We start from the raw sequence: 19,549 nt of genomic DNA on the forward strand, positions 1-19,549 counted from the left end.
AGGCGTTTATTCAGTGGACGGTGCGGGTGCGCGGTTCACCTTGAGGTGCCACATTGCGAAGGTGAACAGCAGGAACGATTCAATCGTCAGCAGAACCTGGAGCCAGTCCCCTTCGGTCAACCAGCTGCTGACGACAAAGCGGGTAAAGTAGAACAGTACGACAAACCCGAGCCAGATGTAGCCGCGGTTATTGCCGCTCAGAACCGGCAGGGCGAGCAGCAGCAGCGGAATCAGTTTGACGCTGAGAATCAGGGCGATGGATACCCCTTCCACCGGGGCAGGGTAGAACGTGGTGATCACCAGGGTGACAACCAGTGCCAGGTAGCTGGCGATGGTCAGTAGGGCCGTGGTGCGGGCTTTTGGCGTGTTCAGTGCTTGCAGCATGTTAAACCTGTTTAACGAAGTTTCAGGGCCAACCCGGCGAGCCGGTGGCCAAAGGTCTGGCAGATCGTTCTTTCCTGGTCCGACAGCGGTTGTAGTTCCTCGCTGCCAGCCCAATGGGATGGGCCGTAAGGAGTTCCCCCGGATCTGGTGGTGTTCAGTGCGCTCTCGGAATAGGGCACGCCGCACAGCACCATGCCATGGTGGAGCAAAGGCACCATCATGGTCAGCAGGGTGGCTTCCTGTCCGCCATGAAGGCTTCCGGTGGAGGTGAACGCGCCTGCCGGCTTGCCGCTCAAGGCACCGCTCAGCCAGAGGTCGCCGGTACCGTCCAGGAAATGTTTCAGTGGCGCCGCCATGTTGCCAAAGCGGGTCGGACTGCCAAGCGCCAGGCCGGCACAATTCTTCAGGTCGTCCCGGGTGGCGTAGGGCGCGCCCTGATCTGGCACAGCCGGTAATGAGGCGTCGGTATCCGGTGAAACTGGCGGAACCGTGCGTACGCGGGCTTCAATGCCAGCCTGGCGGGCAATACCGCGAGCGATCTGGTTCGCCATTGCGGCGGTCTGGCCGCCACGGCTGTAGTAGAGCACGAGGACGTAGGGTGAGGCTTCAGGCATGGTGTGGTCTATCCGTCAGAGGATCTCAAGAACGTTTTCCGGCGGACGGCCCAGGACTGCTTTGCCGCCGTGAATCACGATGGGACGCTCGATCAACTTCGGGTTCTCGGCCATGGCCTGAATCAGTTCTTCCCGGCTGAGTTCCGGGTTAGCAAGGTTCAGTTCAGCGTACAGGTCTTCCTTAGTCCGCATCAGTTGCCGCGGCTCAACGCCCAGGAGGTCAAGAATGGTGTTCAGTTCCGCTTCGGTCGGAGGTGTTTCCAGGTAACGTATAATCTCCGGCTGAAGTCCTTTTTCTTCCAGTAGTGCGAGAGTTTGCCTGGATTTTGAGCAGCGTGGGTTGTGGAAAATTCGGGTCGGTTCTGTCATGGTTCCCTGTCTTTTCTAAGCTGTTTAGCACCCGTTTCAGGCAGAGGATGTTTGCGTCATCGCAATAGGATGCGCGGGTTCCTGTCCTGCGGGATGGTATACCGGGCAGGTAGTCTAACAGGAGGTCCCGTTGTGAAATACCCCGAAGCCAAACAAGTAAACCACCGGTCGGTTCGAGGGCTGCTGGTTGCTGGGGCACTGTTACTGGGCGGCTGTGGCAATTCACAGTTGCCAGTAGCCGAAGGCGGTAGTGTGGATTGGGATGATTTGCGGGGGCAGTGGGTCCTGGTCAATTACTGGGCGGAATGGTGTAAGCCGTGCCGTGAGGAAATTCCTGAGCTTAATGCGTTGGACGCCGACGCTGGTGTCACCGTGCTGGCGGTCAATTTTGATGACATTCAGGGCCAGGCACTGATTGACCTTGGCCAGGACATGGGTATTACCTACACCATGCTGACCCAAGACCCGGGCCCTGACTTTGGCTGGGACCTGCCGGTTGGACTGCCCGCCACCTTTATCGTGGATCCTCAGGGTGCGTTGGTCCAGGCCCGTTTTGGCCCCCAGACCGAAGAGCAACTCAGGGCGCTTATTTCCCAGTAAACCGGTAGAATGCCGCCACCACCCGACAAGCAGGAACACCCCGACGTTATGGCTCAGACTTTTGTACATCTCCGCGTTCATTCCGAATACTCAATGGTGGACGGACTGATTCGGGTAAAGCCGCTGATTGGCCGGGTGGCCGAGTTGGGGATGCCGGCGGTTGGCCTGACTGAGCAGTCCAACATGTGTTCCCTGGTACGTTTTTATAAAGCGGCGGTTGGTGCGGGAGTCAAGCCAATCATTGGTGCTGACCTGTGGCTGGACAACCCGGACGAACCGGAGAATCCGTTCCGGATCACGTTGCTCGCGCGCAACCAGGATGGCTACCTCCACCTGACGGAAATCATTTCCCGAGGCTTTACCGAGGGGCAGCGTTTTGGCAAGCCCATTGTTCAAAAGGAATGGCTGGAGGAAAAATCTGCGGGTCTGATTGCGCTCTCCGGCGCCAAGCTTGGGGACGTCGGTAAGGCGCTGCTGGCAGGTAAGGTTGAGCTGGCGCGTGAACGTGCCAGCTATTGGATGGCGCTGTATCCGGATTCGTATTATCTGGAACTTCAGCGTACCGGGCGGGCAGGGGATGAAGACTGCCTGCACCAGAGTGTGGCGCTGGCCCAGGATCTGGGCTGTCCGGTGGTTGCCACCAACGACGTCCACTTCCTCAATGCCGATGATTTTGAAGCCCACGAAGCCCGGGTCTGTATCGGTGAGAGCCGGACGCTGGATGACCCCCGGCGTGATCGACGCTTCAGTGAACAGCAGTACCTTCGTAGTACGGAGGACATGATCGAGCTGTTTTCAGATATTCCGGAAGCGGTCGAAAATACCGTTGAGATTGCCCGCCGCTGCTCGGTCAAGGTTCGCATGGGCGAGTACTTCCTGCCCAACTACCCCATCCCAGGCGGAATGGACATTAATGACTACTTCCGCCAGGTGTCTGAAGAAGGCCTGGAAGCGCGCCTCGAAACCATTCTCAACAAGGATGACCCCGAGTACGACAGCAAGCGCCAGGCGTACTTCGACCGCCTGAAATTCGAACTCGACATCATTATCCAGATGGGGTTCCCAGGTTACTTCCTCATCGTTATGGACTTTATCCAGTGGGCCAAAAACAACGGCGTGCCGGTGGGGCCCGGACGGGGTTCCGGTGCCGGCTCGCTGGTGGCCTATGTGCTGCTGATCACCGACCTTGATCCGCTTGAATACGACCTGCTGTTCGAGCGCTTCCTGAACCCGGAACGGGTATCCATGCCTGACTTTGACGTCGACTTCTGTATGGAAGGGCGGGACCGGGTCATTGCCTACACGGCCGAAAAATATGGCAGGGAAGCGGTTTCCCAGATCATTACCTTCGGAACCATGGCGGCCAAAGCGGTTGTGCGGGACGTTGCCCGGGTGCAGGGCAAGTCCTATGGTCTGGCAGATAAGCTGTCCAAACTGATTCCATTTGAAGTGGGCATGACGCTCAACAAGGCTATCGAACAGGAACCTCAGCTCAAGGACTTCCTGGAACAGGATGAGGAGGCCCAGGAAATCTGGGAGATGGCCCTCAAGCTCGAAGGTGTTTGCCGTAACGCGGGTAAGCACGCCGGGGGTGTGGTCATTGCCCCCACCAAGATCACGGACTTCTCGCCGCTGTACTGTGACGATGAGGGCGGCAGCCTGGTGACCCAGTTTGACAAGGGGGACGTGGAAGAAGCCGGACTGGTGAAGTTCGACTTCCTCGGTCTGCGGACCCTGACGATCATCAAATGGGCGCTGAGCATGATCAATCCACGGCGGGAGAAGCTGGGCAAGCCGCCGCTGGATATTGCCACCATTCCGCTGGACGATGCGGCGTCGTTCGAAATGCTCAAGCGGGCTGAGACCACCGCGGTATTCCAGCTTGAATCACGGGGAATGAAAGACCTGATCCGGCGGCTTCAGCCGGACTGCCTGGAAGATATGATCGCACTGGTGGCGTTGTTCCGTCCGGGTCCGCTGCAATCGGGCATGGTGGATGACTTCATCGACCGGAAGCATGGGCGAGCGCCGTTGTCCTATCCCCACCCGGATTATCAGTACGATGGTCTGCAGCCGGTTTTGGAGCCCACCTACGGGGTTATCCTCTACCAGGAGCAGGTCATGCAGATTGCCCAGGTGATGGCGGGATATACCCTGGGTGGCGCGGACATGCTGCGTCGGGCCATGGGTAAGAAAAAGCCCGAGGAAATGGCCAAGCAAAAAGCTGGTTTCATTGAAGGTTGTGTGCAAAACAATATCGCCGAGTCATTGGCGGAAAATATCTTCGATCTGGTAGAGAAGTTCGCCGGTTACGGTTTCAACAAATCCCACTCCGCGGCCTACGCCCTGGTGTCCTACCAGACTCTTTGGCTCAAGGCTCACTACCCGGCTGAGTTTATGGCGGCGGTATTGACCGCCGATATGCAGAACACCGACAAGGTGGTGACGCTGGTCGAAGAGTGCCGCAACATGAAGCTGGATCTGGTGCTGCCGGATGTCAGTACTTCGGAATATACCTTCACGGTTAATGATGAAGGCCAGATTGTTTACGGCCTCGGCGCCATCAAGGGGCTGGGTGAAGGGCCGATCCAGAGTGTGGTGGAGAGCCGGGGGGATGACGGTCCCTATAAAGATCTGTTTGATTTCTGTCGCCGGGTGGATCTGAAGAAGGTCAACAAGCGGGCGCTGGAAGCGATGATCCGTGCCGGGGCGATGGACAAACTGGGGCCTGGGCGTGCCCACCTGTTTGCAAGCATTGATAAGGCGTTGCAGCAGGCGAACCAGCAGTCCCGCAACGAATCGGCCGGTATGATCGATATGTTCGGTGAGATGCTGACCGGCGGCGACGGTGAAGATCTGTATGCCGATGTGGCGAATGTCCGGGAGTGGCCTGAAAAGGAGAGGCTGAAAGGCGAGAAGGATACCTTGGGCCTCTATCTGACCGGGCATCCGTTCGACGAGTACGAGAGGGAGGTGCGACGTTTCGTTCGCTGCTCCATCGCTGACCTCAAGCCAAACAAATCACCGCAGCGGGTTGCCGGATTGGTGGTAGCACAGCGCACCATGAAGACCAAGAGTGGATCGACCATGTGCTTTATCACCCTGGACGATCGAAGCGGCCGAATCGAGGCCACTCTGTTCTCAGAGGCGTTCTATGAAAATCGAGAGCTGCTCGGGTCCGACCAGGTGATCGTGGTGGAAGGGCAGGTCAGCCATGATGATTATTCCGGTCAGATGAAGATGCGGGTCAGTACGGTGATGGACGTCGCCACCGCCCGCCAGAAATTCAGCAAGGGGCTGAAATTGGCGCTGGTTTCAAGTCAGCTTCAGAATGGCATGCTGGACAAACTGGATGGTATCCTGCGCCCCTATCGCTGTGATGGCAGCCCGGTATGGATAGAATATCGAAGCGATCAGGCGCAAACGCGCATCGAACTGGGCGAATCATGGCGCATTCAGCCAAATGATGAGCTGTTACTGGAGCTAAAATACCTGGTGGGCGACCGGGCGGTCGAACTGGTCTATGATTGAGGGCGAGTTTCATTACGTTTTCATTAAGAAAAGCGTGAAACAGGCCGACTTATACCAATGTCCGCTTTAGGGGTGTCGAAGGCGCTGCTATCGTTAACGTAATTCTGGATTGAGGCGCATTCCCTCAGCAACATATTGATGGAACATCATGAATCCTAACTACCTGGACTTTGAACAGCCGATTGCCGATCTCGAAGCCAAAATTGAAGAGCTTCGCATGGTCGGTAATGACACCGACATCAACATCAGCGATGAAATCAACCGGCTTAAGAGCAAAAGCGTCAGCCTGACCGAGAGTATTTTTTCGGACCTGAAGCCCTGGGACGTTGCCCGTCTGGCGCGTCATCCGCGCAGGCCCTATACGTTGGACTACATCGACCTGATGTTCGAAGACTTCGACGAGCTGCATGGTGACCGCAAGTACGCTGACGATCTTTCGATTGTTGGCGGTACTGCCCGCCTGGATGGCAAGCCGGTGATGGTGATTGGCCACCAGAAAGGACGGGAAGTGCGTGACAAGGTCAAGCGTAACTTCGGCATGCCTCGTCCGGAAGGCTATCGCAAGGCCTTACGCCTGATGGAAATGGCTGAGCGTTTCAAGATGCCGATCCTGACCTTTATTGATACACCGGGCGCCTATCCGGGTATCGGTGCGGAAGAGCGCGGGCAGAGTGAGGCCATTGCCTTTAACCTGGCGGTCATGTCCCGGCTGAAAACCCCCGTCATTTCCACCGTAATCGGTGAGGGTGGTTCTGGTGGCGCTCTGGCAATCGGTGTCTGTGACCACCTGTACATGCTGCAGTATTCAACCTACGCGGTTATTTCGCCGGAAGGTTGTGCCTCTATTCTGTGGAAGAGTGCCGAGTATGCGGCCCAAGCGGCTGAGGCGATGGGGGTGACGGCTGACCGTCTCAAGGACCTGGGCTTGGCCGACCGAATTGTGTCTGAGCCCTTGGGTGGCGCGCATCGCAATCCTGAGGAAATGGCTCGCTCTCTGAAGGTGTCCCTGGCTGCTGGCCTGGATGAACTGCAACGGTTGCCCCTGGATGAGCTGGTAGCCCGCCGTTACGAGCGCCTGACCCGCTATGACACAGGGCGGTAAACGCCGTCCTGACGATCTCTCCTGGCCCGAAGCGCTGACCGAACCGGTTCAAGCGCTCCGGGCCGAACCTTCTCTTCTGGTTGCCCTCAGTGGTGGCCTCGATTCAATCGTGTTGCTTCATACCGTCCTGCATTGCCTGTCGGGTACGCAGGTTCGGCTCCGGGCTGTGCATATCAACCACCAACTCCAGGCCAATGCCGGTGATACCGAGGCATTCTGCCGTCAACTCTGCCAGCAGCTGGGTGTTGAGCTGGTAGTGGAGCGGGTAGCCGTGAGCGCGACTGACGGCCCCGCTGCTGGACTGGAAGCGGGGGCCAGGGCGGCCCGCTACGAGGTCTTTGAGCGTTTGCTTGCCAGCGGCGGCACCTTGTTGATGGCTCATCATCAGGACGATCAGGCGGAAACGGTCCTGTTTCGTCTTGTCCGGGGGAGCGGTTTTGGTGGCCTTGCCGGGATTCCTGCACGACGGCGTTTGGGTAAGGGGTGGCTGGTGCGGCCATTTCTGGCGGTGCCTCGTTGCGAGCTTAAACAATGGGCCGAAACGAGCGGGCTGGCCTGGGTGGATGATCCCAGCAATCAGGACCAGCGATTTGACCGAAACTTTCTTCGTCACGCTGTGATGCCGTTGCTGAAAGGGCGGTGGCCGAACCTTCTGGTACGCATCGGGCGGACCTCGGAAGGCTGCCGGGAAGGGGCTGAGCTGGCTCAGACTCTGGCGCAACTGCGCTTTGATCAGCTGTCGGGTGATGCTGGGGAGCTGAGCCTTGACGGCTTTAAGTCGCTTTCCCTGGCGGAGCAGAAAAACCTGCTACGCTGGTGGATAGCGCAATCTGGCTTTGCCGTTCCAGAGCGTGGAGACTGGGCGCAGGTGGTTTCGGAACTGGTGAATGCTGGCGCCGATCGAGAGCCGGAGCTGGCTGGCGCCGGTTTTGCCATTCGCCGCTTTCAATCAGCCCTGTATCTGGTCGACGAACGTACCCCGCCGCGAGGCGGTATCAGCACCTTGGTGCCGGAGCAGCCGCTGCGGTGGGGCGGGTATCGCATCACGCTTGTTCGGTGTGCTGGTGCGGATACGCAAATACCGAGAATTCAGGTTGGGGCCCGACAGGGCGGAGAGAGGCTCAGAGCACACCCAGAGGGGGTGTCGAAGCCCCTCAAGAAATGGCTTCAGGAGAAGGCCGTTCCGCCTTGGGAGCGGGCGCGGTTGCCACTTATGTCCCTTGACGGAGAGTTGATTGGCGTGGGCTTGATCTGGCTGTCCCCCCGGTTCCAGGGGGCGCTACCGGAGAGTGGCTGGCGGATCTTAGTGGAGCGGGAATTTGATTGAGAACGCAGCGCGGTTCTGGTAGTCTGGCGTCCCATCTTGAGATGACAATCTCCCTCCTTCACCGAACCAGATAAATCACACGGAATCTGCATGACGCGTTATATTTTCGTCACCGGCGGTGTTGTGTCCTCCTTGGGGAAAGGTATCGCTTCTGCCTCCCTGGCAGCGATCCTGGAGGCACGCGGCCTAAAGGTCACTATCCTCAAGCTGGACCCATACATTAACGTCGATCCCGGTACCATGAGTCCGTTCCAGCACGGTGAGGTTTTTGTCACCGAAGACGGAGCGGAAACGGACCTGGATCTGGGGCACTACGAGCGTTTCATTCGTACCCCGATGACCCGTCGCAACAATTTCACCAGCGGTCGTGTTTACGAAGAAGTCATCCGTAAGGAACGCCGTGGCGACTATCTGGGCGGTACAGTTCAGGTGATTCCCCATATTACCGACGAAATCAAACGCCGGGTGGTGGAAGGTGCGGCTGGTGCTGATGTGGCGCTGGTCGAGATCGGCGGAACCGTCGGGGATATTGAATCTCTGCCGTTCCTGGAAGCTACCCGCCAGCTCAAGGTCGAGGTGGGTTCCCAGCGGGCGCTGTTCATGCACCTGACTTTGGTTCCTTACATTGCGACAGCGGGCGAAATCAAGACCAAGCCGACCCAGCACTCCGTGAAGGAAATGCGCTCTATTGGCTTGCAGCCGGATATCCTGTTGTGTCGCTCCGAGCATGAAGTGGATGCCAGCTCCCGTCGCAAGATCGCGTTGTTCACCAACGTTGAAGAGCGGGCGGTGATTCCTCTCCAGGACGCCAAAACGATTTACGAAATTCCGCGCATGCTCCATGAGTTTGGTCTCGACCAGCTCATTATTGAACGCTTCAACCTGGAAGCCGGCGAAGCCGATCTGAGCGAGTGGGATGCTGTGGTTGACTCCCAGCTCAATCCGGAGCACGAAGTGACCATCGCCATGGTTGGTAAGTACATGGAGTTGCTGGACGCGTACAAGTCGTTGATTGAGTCGCTGCTTCACGCCGGTATCAAGACCCGGACCAAGGTCAAGATCAATTACATCGACTCCGAGGATATCGAACGCGACGGCGTTGGCGTCCTCGAATCCGCAGACGCCATACTGGTTCCGGGCGGCTTCGGTGAGCGTGGTGTTGAGGGCAAGATCCGCACGGTTCAGTATGCCCGTGAGAACAAAGTACCTTACCTGGGTATCTGCCTCGGTATGCAGGTGGCGGTGATTGAATACGCCCGTCATGTGGCTGGTCTTGCTGACGCCCACAGTACTGAATTCCGTGAGCACACCCCAAGCCCTGTGGTTGGCCTGATTACTGAGTGGCTTGACGCCAGTGGCGAGAAGGAAGAACGTACCAGCGAATCCGACCTGGGTGGCACCATGCGCCTGGGAGCCCAGGACTGTGTGCTGGCTGAGGACTCCACCATCGCCAAGTGTTACGGCAAGAAGGTGATTCGCGAGCGTCACCGTCACCGTTATGAAGTCAACAACCGCTTCCTGCCTCAGCTGGAAGAGGCGGGGCTGCGCATCTCCGGTCGTTCGACGGACGGCGCCCTGGTGGAAGTCGTGGAGGTTGCGGATCATCCATGGTTCGTGGCTTGCCAGTTCCACCCCGAGTTCACCTCTACACCCCGCGATGGCCATCCGCTGTTCCAGGGGTTTGTGGAAGCCGCCCTGGCTCGACGCAAGGGCTGACTTTCTGATAACGCCGGCACGGGAAACCGTGCCGGCGTTTTGATTGACCGGCAGGTGGCCGGAATCAGACAGGAAAACCGATAGTCATGGCTCAGAACCAAATTACCGTCGCCGATCTCACCATCGCCAACGACAAGCCGTTCGTTCTGTTTGGTGGTATGAACGTGCTTGAGTCCCGGGATCTTGCCTTTGAAGTTGCTGAGGCCTACGTCGAGGTCACTCGTAAGCTTGGCATTCCTTACGTCTTCAAGGCGTCATTCGATAAAGCAAACCGCTCATCCGTTACCTCGTTTCGTGGTCCCGGCCTCGATGAAGGCATGAAAATCCTTGCCGACATCAAGAGCCACTTTGGCGTGCCGATCATTACGGATGTTCATGAGCCGGACCAGGCCGCTGCTGCTGCTGAGGTTTGTGACATCATCCAGCTGCCTGCATTCCTGAGTCGCCAGACAGACCTGGTGGTGGCCATGGCGAAAACCGGTGCCGTGATCAATATCAAAAAGGCTCAGTTCCTGGCCCCTCAGGAAATGAAGCACATCATCCGCAAGTGCGAGGAAGCCGGGAATGACCGGATTATCCTCTGTGAGCGCGGAACCAGCTTCGGCTACAACAACCTGGTGGTGGACATGCTGGGCTTCGGCATCATGAAACAGATGAATGTGCCGGTGTTCTTTGATGTTACCCACGCCCTGCAGATGCCAGGCGGCCGTGCTGACTCTGCCGGTGGACGCCGTGCCCAGGTCACTGATCTGGCCAAGGCCGGGATGTCTCAAGGGTTGGCAGGATTGTTCCTGGAGGCCCATCCGGATCCCGAGCATGCGAAATGTGATGGCCCATGCGCCTTGCGGCTGAGCCAGCTTGAACCGTTCCTCAGTCAGGTCAAGGCCATTGACGACCTGGTGAAAAGTTTCCCGGCGATTGACACCGCCTGACCGGCAGTCACTATCCCCGGTTGCGAATATTATTGATTTGAATTGACAGCGTTGGAGAGTAAAAAGCATGACGACAATTGCCAACATCAAAGCCCGTGAAGTTCTGGATTCCCGTGGGAACCCGACGGTTGAGGCGGATGTGATCCTGCAAGACGGTACCGTTGGTCGGGCCTGTGCGCCGTCCGGAGCCTCTACCGGTTCCCGTGAGGCCCTCGAACTGCGTGACCAGGATGCCAGTCGTTACCTGGGCAAAGGTGTTACCAAGGCGGTAGCCGCCGTCAACGGGCCTATTCGCGAAGCCCTGCTGGGCAAAGATGCTGCTGAACAGCGCGTCCTGGATAACATCATGCTCGAGCTGGATGGCACTGAGAACAAGGCAAACCTGGGCGCGAACGCCATCCTGGCGGTGTCCCTGGCGGCAGCCAAGGCGGCTGCGATTTCACTTGGCAAGCCTCTGTATGCCCACATTGCCGACATCAATGGCACATCCGGTAAGTTCAGCATGCCGGTACCGATGATGAATATCCTGAATGGTGGTGAGCACGCTGACAACAACGTGGACATCCAGGAATTCATGGTTCAGCCGGTTGCTGCGAAGTCGTTTGCTGAAGCACTGCAGATTGGTGCTGAGATCTTCCACAGCCTGAAAAAAGTGCTGCAAGCCCAGGGCCTGAACACCGCTGTGGGTGATGAGGGTGGCTTTGCGCCAAACCTTCCGTCCAACGAAGCGGCTCTGGCTGCAATCAAGGAAGCGGTAGAAAAGGCCGGCTATGAGCTGGGTAAAGATGTGACCCTGGCTCTCGACTGTGCATCTTCCGAGTTTTATAAAGACGGTCAGTACCAGCTGTCCGGCGAAGGCAAGTCCTTCGATTCTACCGGTTTTGCTGACTACCTGGCGGGTCTGTGTGAGCGCTATCCGATCGTTTCCATCGAAGACGGTATGGACGAAAGCGACTGGGACGGCTGGAAAGTGCTGACCGATAAACTGGGAGACAAGGTCCAGCTGGTTGGTGACGACTTGTTCGTAACCAACACCAAAATCCTCAAGCAGGGCATTGATAAAGGGATTGGTAACTCTATCCTGATCAAGTTCAACCAGATTGGTAGCCTCAGCGAAACGCTGGACGCCATCAAAATGGCCCAAGATGCTGGTTACACCGCTGTGATCTCTCACCGCTCTGGTGAAACCGAGGACACCACGATTGCTGACCTGGCTGTCGCAACCTGTGCAGGGCAGATCAAGACTGGCTCCCTCTGCCGTTCCGACCGTGTGGCGAAGTACAACCAGCTGCTGCGTATTGAAGGCGAGCTGGAAGGCGCAGCTCCATATCGTGGCCTGAGCGAGATTAAAGGCCAGGGTTAAGCTAAGCATCGCCAAACGTCTAAGTCTACGCTAGACTCTTAGGGCTGCTGATTTCCCCGCAGGGATATGCCGGGAAATCAGTGGCCTTTTTGCTATTTCTGCTGGTGGGATAAACAGGGAACGCCAGCAACAGGGAAGTCAGTATAAAACGCACGAAGAGAAACGGGATGAAAGTTCTTTGGTCAGTGATGGTGGTGTTTATCCTCCTCCTGCAGGCACGCCTGTGGGTTGGTGAGGGTAGCTATGCCCAGGTATGGGGGCTACAGGAGACCATCGCTGAGCAGCGCGCTGAAAATGCGACGCTGGCCGTGCGCAATGAGCGCCTTTATGCAGAAGTGCGAAACCTCCGCAATGAGCAGGGAGCTATCGAGGAGCGCGCACGCATGAATCTCGGCCTGATCCGAGAAGACGAAACATTTTACTTGGTGGTGGAGCACTGACGCTCCAATCCCGCTCCCGGTTGAAACCAAAACCTGACTGATCTCTATGAATGACCCCCGTTTCTGGCTGGTGGTGCCTGCCGCCGGCATTGGTCAGCGTATGAATGCTGGCTGTCCCAAGCAGTACCTCCGTATCCGTGGCCGATTCCTTCTCGATATAACCCTTTCCCGATTGCTTGAGCACGACCTGTTCATTGACTGCGTGGTGCCTTTGCATTCAGCGGATACGTGGTGGTCAGACACTGAAGCTAGTCACAATGCCCGGGTAATAACCTGCAGAGGTGGCGGCGAAAGGATTGACTCGGTGTTGTCGGCACTTGTGACGATCGAAGACCGCGCCCAGGCTGGGGATTGGATTCTGGTCCATGATGTCGCGCGTCCGTGTGTAAGCCATGACGATTTGACCCGGCTAGTAACTGAGCTGGTTGAACACCCGGTTGGAGGGCTATTGGCAGCGCCGGTCACCGATACCCTGAAGGTTGCCGAAATGGGAGATCAGGGCGTCGACGTCTGTGGCACCCAGGATCGAAGCAGGCTTTGGCGGGCGCTGACGCCTCAGATGTTTCGCTATGGTGACCTGAAGCAGGCCCTGGAACAGGCGGTGGAAAACCAGTGCGTGGTCACGGATGAAGCCTCTGCGATCGAAATGGCCGGGGCCACCCCCCGGATTGTGGAAGGCCGGCCCGATAACATCAAAGTAACGCTACCGGCGGATCTTGCGATGGCTGAGTTTATTCTTGGTCAGCTTGAAGCCTGTCCGCAGGCGGCGACAGAGGAAAGGGGATAACACATGCGGATAGGGCAAGGGTTTGATGTCCATGCGTTCTGCGACGGAAATGAAGTGATCCTGGGTGGGGTCCACATTCCTCACTCCCATGCGCTTAAGGCCCACTCCGATGGTGATGTACTGCTCCATGCGCTGGCGGACGCGCTTTTGGGTGCCGTGGCGCTTGGGGACATCGGGCACCTGTTTCCTGATACCAGCGATGAATGGGCAGGGGCGGATAGCCGGGACCTGCTGCGTCGAGTGATGGCGCGGGTGGCTGAGCAAGGCTACCGGGTGGTGAATGTGGATTCGACGATCATTGCTCAGGCCCCGAAGATGGCGCCCCATGTCGACGCCATGCGCAGAAATATCGCTGAAGACCTGGGCGTCAGCCTGGAGCAAGTCAGCGTCAAGGCAACCACCACAGAGCGGCTCGGCTTTACCGGCCGAGGTGAAGGCATTGCCTGTCAGTCCATCTGCCTGTTGGAGCCTTCGTCCTGATGTCGGAACAACAGCGGTGGCGCCTCGACTGGCCGGTTCCGGCGCCGGGTCGCGTTGCAAAGGCCGTCCTCAAGGCATCACCTGAGACGTTTTTTGTTGATGAGGATCTCGGACAGGAGGGGTTCCCTGAGGAGATCACAAGCGCCGACGCACTCGTGGTTGGTGGTGACGGCGAGCACGTTTGTTTGCGGCTTGAGAAGACCGGTGACAACACTGATTATGTCGCCCGCCAGTTGGCGTCGTTGGCAGGGTGCCGCCATCACGACGTAGGTTATTGTGGGCTCAAGGATCGTCACGCGGTCACACGCCAGTGGTTCAGCCTCTACCGGCCGGGACAGGAAGCCAGCGACCAGACGCTTATTGAACAGGTGAGTCAGCGCTGGCCGGTGTTGTCTGCCCATCGTCATGCCCGCAAGTTACGCCGGGGCGACCATCGCGGTAACGCCTTCATGATTACCCTGGTGGACGTTGAGGGTGACCGGGAAGCCATCGATTCCGCCTTGCACCAGGTGGCTTTACAGGGCTGCCCGAATTACTACGGGCGCCAGCGCTTTGGTCATGATGGCGGTAACCTGGATCGAGCTATTGCGCTGGACTTCTCTCGCCCCCGACATCGAGGCCGCCGAGGGCAATCATCCCGCAACCGTGACGGAATGTATTTTTCAGCAGCACGCTCCTGGCTGTTCAATGAAGTCCTGGCTGAGCGTGTTGAGGTGGGGAACTGGCTCGAACGGTTTGAGGGGGAGCCCGACCCCGTTGCGCCAACCGGGCCACTGTGGGGTGACGGCGGTACCACTGCCACTGGCGATCAGGAGACGCTGGAGCGTCGGGTAGTTGCCGAACACCCGGAGTTGGCTCAGGTATTTTCAAGCACGCGGATGAAACCCGAGCGGCGGGCATTGGCCTTGATGCCCGGGGCTTTGGCGTGGGAGTGGCGGGACCAGCACACGCTGATTTTGCGTTTTCACCTGTTGCCCGGGCAGTTTGCGACCTCATTGATCGGCAGCGTTTTCGAGCTGACGGACGCCGGTGGCGGGGATTCCGGGGTCGCAGAAGATCGGTAAACAGGGCATATTAGGCGTTTACTGAAACTGTCTTTGAGTAGTATCCAGACCAGCAGGCCAAGACCAGCTGGCAATAATAAAGAACTTCAGACCTGAACATGGCCCTGGCCTGTTCACGGCTAGCGGAGAAAACTGTGCGTATTCTGTTGTCCAATGATGACGGTGTTCATTCACCCGGCCTGATTGCCCTTTATGAGGGACTAAAAGGGTTGGGGGTGTTGGAAGTGGTGGCTCCTGATCGTGACCACAGTGGGGCCAGTAATGCGCTGACCCTGAACCGGCCACTGACGGTCGAGCAACACCCCAATGGCTTCAAGTCCGTCGATGGCACCCCTACGGATTGTGTGCATCTGGCTGTTAATGGCCTGTTTGAACAACCGTTCGACCGGGTGATCTCGGGTATCAATACGCACGCCAATCTCGGTGATGACGTTATCTACTCCGGCACGGTCGCGGCCGCGATGGAAGGGCGTCACCTGGGCTTGCCGGCCATCGCTGTGTCGTTGGTCAATCAAGGTCACTACCACTACGAAACCGCAGCCCGGGTGGTCAAGCTCCTGCTGGAACAGAGCCAACCACTGGTCCTGGGTCCCCGAAGTATTCTCAACGTGAATGTTCCGGACGTGCCCTGGAACGAGTTGAGCGGTTTTCGTGTCACACGGTTAGGCCACCGGGGTAAAGCGGAAGGCGCGGTTCCGGTAACCTGCCCCAGGGGTAAATCACGCTACTGGATCGGTGCTGCGGGCGATGGTGGTGATGCAGGAGCTGGAACAGACTTCGAAGCGGTACGGGATGGCTTCGTTTCAATTACGCCGGTTCAAGTTGATATGACCCGTCACGAAGCGTTGGGATCGCTGAGCGACTGGGTAGGGGGGATTCACTAATGGTTGCAGAGCTTCAGGGCATCGGCATGACCTCCCGTCGAACCCGTATGCGGCTTATTCAGCGTCTTCGTGACAATGGTATTCAGAACGAGCAGGTGCTGGAGGTGATGGCTGACCTGCCGCGGCATATCTTCCTGGATGAAGCCCTGGCTCATCGAGCCTATGAGGACACCGCGTTGCCGATTGGACATGGCCAGACCCTGTCCCAGCCCTACATTGTGGCGAAAATGACGGAAGAACTGATTCGTACCCAGCCACGCAAGGTACTGGAACTCGGAACCGGGTCAGGCTACCAGACTGCGGTACTGGCAAACCTGGTTGACGAAGTGTACAGCGTCGAACGCATCAAGCCGCTTCAGGATCGTGCCCGTGAGCGTTTGCGGGCTTTATCGCTACGCAATGTGTTTCTCCGTCATGCGGACGGTGGGATCGGCTGGCCGGAAAAAGGTCCCTTTGATGCCATCATCGTGACCGCCGCACCGAAAGTGCTGCCTGAGGAGCTGAAACAGCAGGTTGTGGATGGAGGCGTGATTATTGCGCCGGTTGGGGAGTCCTCGCAGATGCTGGTACGAATTGAACGTCATGGCGATGAATTCCGCACGGAAGAAATTGAGCCCGTCAGATTTGTTCCGTTGCTTGGAGGCGTGGTGCGATGAATGAGCCGGATGAGACGGCGCGGAGCCAGCGATTGCCAGGGGTTTTTCTCCGTGGCATGGCCATGGGGGCGGCGGATGTGGTACCGGGAGTGTCCGGGGGAACAATAGCGTTCATCACCGGCATTTACTTCCGCCTGCTTGCCGCCGTCAATGCTGTTCCGGCGGCGTTTGTATCAGACTTGCTAAAGGGCCGGATCAAAGCGTTCTGGTCCGCGTGTGACGGAACCTTCCTGGTCTGTCTGCTGGCAGGGGTTATCACCAGTGTTGGCACTCTGGCATCCATCATTACCTTTGTTCTCGACGAATACCCGGTTTTGATCTGGAGCTTCTTTTTCGGGCTGATCATCGCGTCTGTCTGGCATGTGTTTCGCCAGGTTCGTCATCTGGACTGGCCACTTCTGATACCCATGGTTGCGGGCGCGGCTTTCGCCTGGTGGATAACTACGCTTCCGGCGGGGGAAGTATCGCCGACACCGATGGTGTTTCTTGGCGCGGGGGCGCTGGCGATCTGTGCGATGATCCTGCCGGGGATTTCGGGGAGCTTCATTCTGCTGCTGATCGGCATGTATGCTCCGGTTCTGGCCGCAATCAAAGGCTTGGAGCTGACGAGCCTGATGCTGTTTGTTGCAGGCTGTATCGTTGGTCTGCTCTCTATTGCGAGGGTGCTGACCTGGGCGATTCACCGCTATCACGACACGGTTCTTGCTGTTCTGACCGGTTTCATGGTGGGGGCGCTGAACAAGGTGTGGCCCTGGAAGGAAACTCTGAGCTGGCGTCTAAACAGCCATGGTGAACAGGTCCCGCTGATTCAAAACAGTATATCCCCAATGCATTACGCTGAACTGATGGGCGTGCCTTCTCAGCTGGCGCTGGCCATTCTCTGCGCCATTGGCGGGTTCGTGCTTGTGCTGGTTATTGAATGGCTAGGGCAGCAGGGGCGGGTGCCGTCTGAGTCGTAGACGCGGGCGCGGACCCTGACCTGGTTTTGGATATAGATGCATAAGCGAAGTGTTACCAAGGGGCATTTTGCCTGTTTCTTCAAGTAACAGACGTGGCGGCAGTGTAACTTGGTTTTGCACAAGAAATGTGCAATAAATTAGCAGCTTAGTGACAAGACTTTAGACAAGACCGTATTTTTTATACTGATTGGCAATAAACAGGGTGTTTTTATATTTGTGTTGTTGGAGCACCGGTTGGTTCAGGCCCCAGTAAACAGGCTGCACGCGTCGTCGCGTAGCGGCTCTCGCTCTGTTTTGCATTTTTCCCCCCAGTTCCCGTCCCTGGTGCGAATGGTAGTGATATTCGCGCTGTCTGCTTTTCTGTCTGCCTGTAATACCAGCGCGATCTATCAGGATGACTCCTACAACCCGCCCGTGTACTGGGGACAGCACGTGGTCAAACGGGGCGAAACCCTCTACAGCATTGCCTGGCGTTATGGACGAGATTACCGGGAGTTGGGTAATGCCAATGGCATAACGTCTCCTTATCTTATTCGGGAAGGCCAGGTTCTTCGGCTGGACCTTCGCGGAACTGTCACAACCACTGGTCAGACTGGGTCTGTCGCCAGTAGTAGCGGCAGTGCGGCGAGTAGGCCGGCCGCCAGGCCGCCCGTTAGTCGGCCGCCCGCACCGGTTCAGCAACCGGTCGTGACTCGCCCTCCGGTGAGTTCTGGGGCTCAGGCAGACCGGACCCAAGTGGTCTCCAACATTGAATGGCGGTGGCCACACCCTGGCACTGTAATTGCAGGTTACTCAACGACCGGCAAAGTCAATAAAGGCCTTGATATCGCGGGAAATAGCGGTGATCAGATCAGGGCTGCCGCATCAGGTAGTGTGGTTTATGCGGGAAGTGGCTTGCTTGGCTACGGCAATCTGATTATCGTGAACCATAACGAACACTTTTTGAGCGCCTATGCGCACAACCGAAACATCCTGGTGCAGGAGGGACAAAACGTCCAGGCAGGACAAGTCATAGCTGAGCTGGGTAGCAGCGGAACGGACCGCCCGAAGTTGCACTTTGAAATTCGCAAGAACGGCAATCCGGTCGATCCCGCCCAATATCTGCCACCCCGTTGAGAATGGCCGTCAGGCCTGTGATGGATCTATCTCAACAAGAATCACGCCGGTCGCAGGTGAGATGTTGTGGCCACAGGCGAATAAATGTTCCTGAATCTAACAAAAAGCTTAAACAGCAGGCGCTTACGACAAAAACAAATAGGTAAGCGAAAAATGCAGGGTCATTGAAAGGCGGGGCTAGCTATGTCAGCAGAACATGAAGAATTGATCATGGATCGTGAGTCGGACATTGAAGATGCGGAAGATGAGGTTGTTGACGCGTCTATCGAAGAAAAAGGCGACTCCGATACGGACGAGTCAGAATCCAAAGGGGGGTTCCCTACCCAAGGGCGTTACCTCAGTAACCAGAAACAACTGGATGCCACACAGCTTTACCTCAATGAAATCGGATTTTCACCGCTATTAACGCCGGAAGAAGAAGTCTATTTCGCTCGCCTTGCCAGAAAAGGTGAAGAATCGGGTCGCAAGCGGATGATCGAAAGCAATCTCCGTCTGGTGGTTAAAATTGCCCGTCGCTATGTGAATCGCGGGCTTACTCTTCTGGACCTCATTGAAGAAGGCAACCTTGGTCTGATCCGCGCAGTCGAGAAGTTCGACCCCGAACGTGGATTCCGCTTCTCAACCTACGCCACCTGGTGGATTCGTCAGACCATCGAACGGGCGATCATGAATCAGACCCGCACCATTCGCCTCCCAATCCACGTTGTTAAAGAACTGAACCTGTACCTGCGGGCAGCGCGGGAACTCACTCAGAAATTGGATCACGAGCCTTCCGCTGAAGAAATTGCCCGTATGGTGGACAAGCCGGTTGCAGACGTTAAGCGAATGCTCGGCCTGAATGAAAGGGTGGCCTCAGTCGATACGCCGATCGGTAACAGCGGTGAGAAATCGCTGCTGGATACTGTTGCGGATGAAGGGGCTATGGATCCGGCAGACCTGCTGCAGGACAACAACATGTGTTCCTGCATCGAGAGCTGGATGGATCAGTTGAGCGATAAGCAGCAGGAAGTGTTGTCCCGTCGTTTTGGCCTGCGGGGTTACCCAACCAGTACTCTTGAAGAAGTTGGGCAGGAGATTGGTCTCACCCGCGAGCGGGTTCGCCAAATCCAGGTTGAGGCGCTTCGCAGGCTTCGGGAGATTCTCGAAAAAGAGGGGCTTTCTGGTAATATGCTGTTCAAGTAAGTCGCTGCTGGCAGTCCTCGTTCAAGGGGGCGGCTAATCGGGA

At 57.2% G+C, this 19,549-nt stretch carries 19 protein-coding genes; 16 read left to right on the forward strand and 3 right to left on the reverse strand.

Features of this window, described 5'->3' with window-relative positions; translation table 11 throughout:
• Positions 1 to 6: 6 nt before the first annotated feature.
• The 3 genes from BMZ67_RS12935 to arsC are packed head-to-tail and all read right to left on the reverse strand — an operon-like array spanning position 7 to position 1,367.
• Positions 7 to 384, reverse strand: coding sequence for a DUF2069 domain-containing protein (locus BMZ67_RS12935; protein WP_092023336.1), 378 nt, complete (start codon positions 382 to 384; stop codon positions 7 to 9).
• Between the two features lie 11 nt (positions 385 to 395).
• Positions 396 to 998: an NAD(P)H:quinone oxidoreductase gene (wrbA, locus tag BMZ67_RS12940; protein ID WP_092023337.1), complete on the reverse strand. Its 603-nt coding sequence runs from the start codon at positions 996 to 998 to the stop codon at positions 396 to 398.
• A gap of 15 nt (positions 999 to 1,013) precedes the next feature.
• Positions 1,014 to 1,367 carry an arsenate reductase (glutaredoxin) gene (arsC, locus tag BMZ67_RS12945; RefSeq protein ID WP_092023339.1) on the reverse strand — a complete coding sequence of 118 codons (354 nt, stop codon included), beginning with the start codon at positions 1,365 to 1,367 and terminating at the stop codon, positions 1,014 to 1,016.
• A gap of 132 nt (positions 1,368 to 1,499) precedes the next feature.
• Here arsC and BMZ67_RS12950 point away from each other — a divergent pair, with 132 nt between their 5' ends.
• The 16 genes from BMZ67_RS12950 to rpoS all read left to right on the forward strand — a co-directional run bounded on the left by BMZ67_RS12950 (position 1,500) and on the right by rpoS (position 19,506).
• Positions 1,500 to 1,967, forward strand: coding sequence for a TlpA family protein disulfide reductase (locus tag BMZ67_RS12950; RefSeq protein ID WP_245749975.1), 468 nt, complete (start codon positions 1,500 to 1,502; stop codon positions 1,965 to 1,967).
• Between the two features lie 48 nt (positions 1,968 to 2,015).
• Positions 2,016 to 5,498 carry a DNA polymerase III subunit alpha gene (dnaE, locus tag BMZ67_RS12955; protein ID WP_092023341.1) on the forward strand — a complete coding sequence of 1,161 codons (3,483 nt, stop codon included), beginning with the start codon at positions 2,016 to 2,018 and terminating at the stop codon, positions 5,496 to 5,498.
• A 148-nt stretch (positions 5,499 to 5,646) separates the two neighbouring features.
• Positions 5,647 to 6,600 carry an acetyl-CoA carboxylase carboxyl transferase subunit alpha gene (gene accA, locus BMZ67_RS12960; protein ID WP_092023343.1) on the forward strand — a complete coding sequence of 318 codons (954 nt, stop codon included), beginning with the start codon at positions 5,647 to 5,649 and terminating at the stop codon, positions 6,598 to 6,600.
• Positions 6,584 to 7,927: a tRNA lysidine(34) synthetase TilS gene (tilS, locus tag BMZ67_RS12965; RefSeq protein ID WP_092023345.1), complete on the forward strand. Its 1,344-nt coding sequence runs from the start codon at positions 6,584 to 6,586 to the stop codon at positions 7,925 to 7,927. The genes accA and tilS overlap by 17 nt, the downstream gene beginning before the upstream one ends.
• Positions 7,928 to 8,017: 90 nt before the next feature.
• Positions 8,018 to 9,643 carry a CTP synthase gene (locus BMZ67_RS12970; protein WP_092023347.1) on the forward strand — a complete coding sequence of 542 codons (1,626 nt, stop codon included), beginning with the start codon at positions 8,018 to 8,020 and terminating at the stop codon, positions 9,641 to 9,643.
• A gap of 86 nt (positions 9,644 to 9,729) precedes the next feature.
• Positions 9,730 to 10,575, forward strand: a complete 846-nt coding sequence (kdsA, locus tag BMZ67_RS12975) for a 3-deoxy-8-phosphooctulonate synthase (RefSeq protein WP_092023349.1) — start codon at positions 9,730 to 9,732, stop codon at positions 10,573 to 10,575.
• A gap of 67 nt (positions 10,576 to 10,642) precedes the next feature.
• Positions 10,643 to 11,938 carry a phosphopyruvate hydratase gene (gene eno, locus BMZ67_RS12980; protein ID WP_092023351.1) on the forward strand — a complete coding sequence of 432 codons (1,296 nt, stop codon included), beginning with the start codon at positions 10,643 to 10,645 and terminating at the stop codon, positions 11,936 to 11,938.
• A 167-nt stretch (positions 11,939 to 12,105) separates the two neighbouring features.
• Positions 12,106 to 12,378, forward strand: coding sequence for a septum formation initiator family protein (locus BMZ67_RS12985; protein ID WP_092023353.1), 273 nt, complete (start codon positions 12,106 to 12,108; stop codon positions 12,376 to 12,378).
• 46 nt (positions 12,379 to 12,424) lie between these two features.
• Positions 12,425 to 13,165, forward strand: coding sequence for a 2-C-methyl-D-erythritol 4-phosphate cytidylyltransferase (ispD, locus tag BMZ67_RS12990; protein ID WP_092023355.1), 741 nt, complete (start codon positions 12,425 to 12,427; stop codon positions 13,163 to 13,165).
• A gap of 3 nt (positions 13,166 to 13,168) precedes the next feature.
• A complete protein-coding gene (gene ispF, locus BMZ67_RS12995) occupies positions 13,169 to 13,645 on the forward strand; it encodes a 2-C-methyl-D-erythritol 2,4-cyclodiphosphate synthase (protein WP_092023357.1) in 477 nt (158 codons plus the stop codon).
• The gene (gene truD / locus BMZ67_RS13000; protein ID WP_092023360.1) at positions 13,645 to 14,709 is read left to right on the forward strand and encodes a tRNA pseudouridine(13) synthase TruD; all 1,065 of its coding nucleotides are present in this window, start codon (positions 13,645 to 13,647) and stop codon (positions 14,707 to 14,709) included. The genes ispF and truD overlap by 1 nt, the downstream gene beginning before the upstream one ends.
• 134 nt (positions 14,710 to 14,843) lie before the next feature.
• Entirely contained in the window at positions 14,844 to 15,593 is a 750-nt protein-coding gene (surE, locus tag BMZ67_RS13005) for a 5'/3'-nucleotidase SurE (protein ID WP_092024123.1), read from the forward strand.
• Positions 15,593 to 16,249 (forward strand): protein-L-isoaspartate(D-aspartate) O-methyltransferase, encoded by a 657-nt coding sequence (locus BMZ67_RS13010; protein ID WP_092023362.1) that lies wholly within the window; start codon positions 15,593 to 15,595, stop codon positions 16,247 to 16,249. The genes surE and BMZ67_RS13010 overlap by 1 nt, the downstream gene beginning before the upstream one ends.
• Entirely contained in the window at positions 16,246 to 17,208 is a 963-nt protein-coding gene (locus tag BMZ67_RS13015; protein ID WP_092023363.1) for a polyprenyl-phosphate transporter, read from the forward strand. The genes BMZ67_RS13010 and BMZ67_RS13015 overlap by 4 nt, the downstream gene beginning before the upstream one ends.
• Before the next feature lie 330 nt (positions 17,209 to 17,538).
• A complete protein-coding gene (locus BMZ67_RS13020) occupies positions 17,539 to 18,324 on the forward strand; it encodes a peptidoglycan DD-metalloendopeptidase family protein (protein WP_092023365.1) in 786 nt (261 codons plus the stop codon).
• 183 nt (positions 18,325 to 18,507) lie between these two features.
• Positions 18,508 to 19,506 (forward strand): RNA polymerase sigma factor RpoS, encoded by a 999-nt coding sequence (gene rpoS, locus BMZ67_RS13025; RefSeq protein ID WP_092023366.1) that lies wholly within the window; start codon positions 18,508 to 18,510, stop codon positions 19,504 to 19,506.
• Positions 19,507 to 19,549 lie beyond the last annotated feature (43 nt).

It is taken from the genome of Marinobacter zhejiangensis, assembly GCF_900114775.1.
Classification (GTDB): Bacteria; Pseudomonadota; Gammaproteobacteria; order Pseudomonadales; family Oleiphilaceae; genus Marinobacter; species Marinobacter zhejiangensis.

What these genes read in the sequence shown, in the direction of transcription:
- rpoS (WP_092023366.1), top strand. Translation starts at nt 18,508, where the DNA reads ATGTCAGCAGAACATGAAGAATTGATCATGGATCGTGAGTCGGACATT.
- kdsA (WP_092023349.1), top strand. Translation starts at nt 9,730, where the DNA reads ATGGCTCAGAACCAAATTACCGTCGCCGATCTCACCATCGCCAACGAC.
- arsC (WP_092023339.1), bottom strand. Translation starts at nt 1,367, where the DNA reads ATGACAGAACCGACCCGAATTTTCCACAACCCACGCTGCTCAAAATCC.
- ispF (WP_092023357.1), top strand. Translation starts at nt 13,169, where the DNA reads ATGCGGATAGGGCAAGGGTTTGATGTCCATGCGTTCTGCGACGGAAAT.
- truD (WP_092023360.1), top strand. Translation starts at nt 13,645, where the DNA reads ATGTCGGAACAACAGCGGTGGCGCCTCGACTGGCCGGTTCCGGCGCCG.
- BMZ67_RS12970 (WP_092023347.1), top strand. Translation starts at nt 8,018, where the DNA reads ATGACGCGTTATATTTTCGTCACCGGCGGTGTTGTGTCCTCCTTGGGG.
- accA (WP_092023343.1), top strand. Translation starts at nt 5,647, where the DNA reads ATGAATCCTAACTACCTGGACTTTGAACAGCCGATTGCCGATCTCGAA.
- wrbA (WP_092023337.1), bottom strand. Translation starts at nt 998, where the DNA reads ATGCCTGAAGCCTCACCCTACGTCCTCGTGCTCTACTACAGCCGTGGC.
- BMZ67_RS13010 (WP_092023362.1), top strand. Translation starts at nt 15,593, where the DNA reads ATGGTTGCAGAGCTTCAGGGCATCGGCATGACCTCCCGTCGAACCCGT.
- eno (WP_092023351.1), top strand. Translation starts at nt 10,643, where the DNA reads ATGACGACAATTGCCAACATCAAAGCCCGTGAAGTTCTGGATTCCCGT.
- dnaE (WP_092023341.1), top strand. Translation starts at nt 2,016, where the DNA reads ATGGCTCAGACTTTTGTACATCTCCGCGTTCATTCCGAATACTCAATG.
- BMZ67_RS12935 (WP_092023336.1), bottom strand. Translation starts at nt 384, where the DNA reads ATGCTGCAAGCACTGAACACGCCAAAAGCCCGCACCACGGCCCTACTG.
- BMZ67_RS12985 (WP_092023353.1), top strand. Translation starts at nt 12,106, where the DNA reads ATGAAAGTTCTTTGGTCAGTGATGGTGGTGTTTATCCTCCTCCTGCAG.
- BMZ67_RS13015 (WP_092023363.1), top strand. Translation starts at nt 16,246, where the DNA reads ATGAATGAGCCGGATGAGACGGCGCGGAGCCAGCGATTGCCAGGGGTT.
- ispD (WP_092023355.1), top strand. Translation starts at nt 12,425, where the DNA reads ATGAATGACCCCCGTTTCTGGCTGGTGGTGCCTGCCGCCGGCATTGGT.
- tilS (WP_092023345.1), top strand. Translation starts at nt 6,584, where the DNA reads ATGACACAGGGCGGTAAACGCCGTCCTGACGATCTCTCCTGGCCCGAA.
- BMZ67_RS13020 (WP_092023365.1), top strand. Translation starts at nt 17,539, where the DNA reads ATGGTAGTGATATTCGCGCTGTCTGCTTTTCTGTCTGCCTGTAATACC.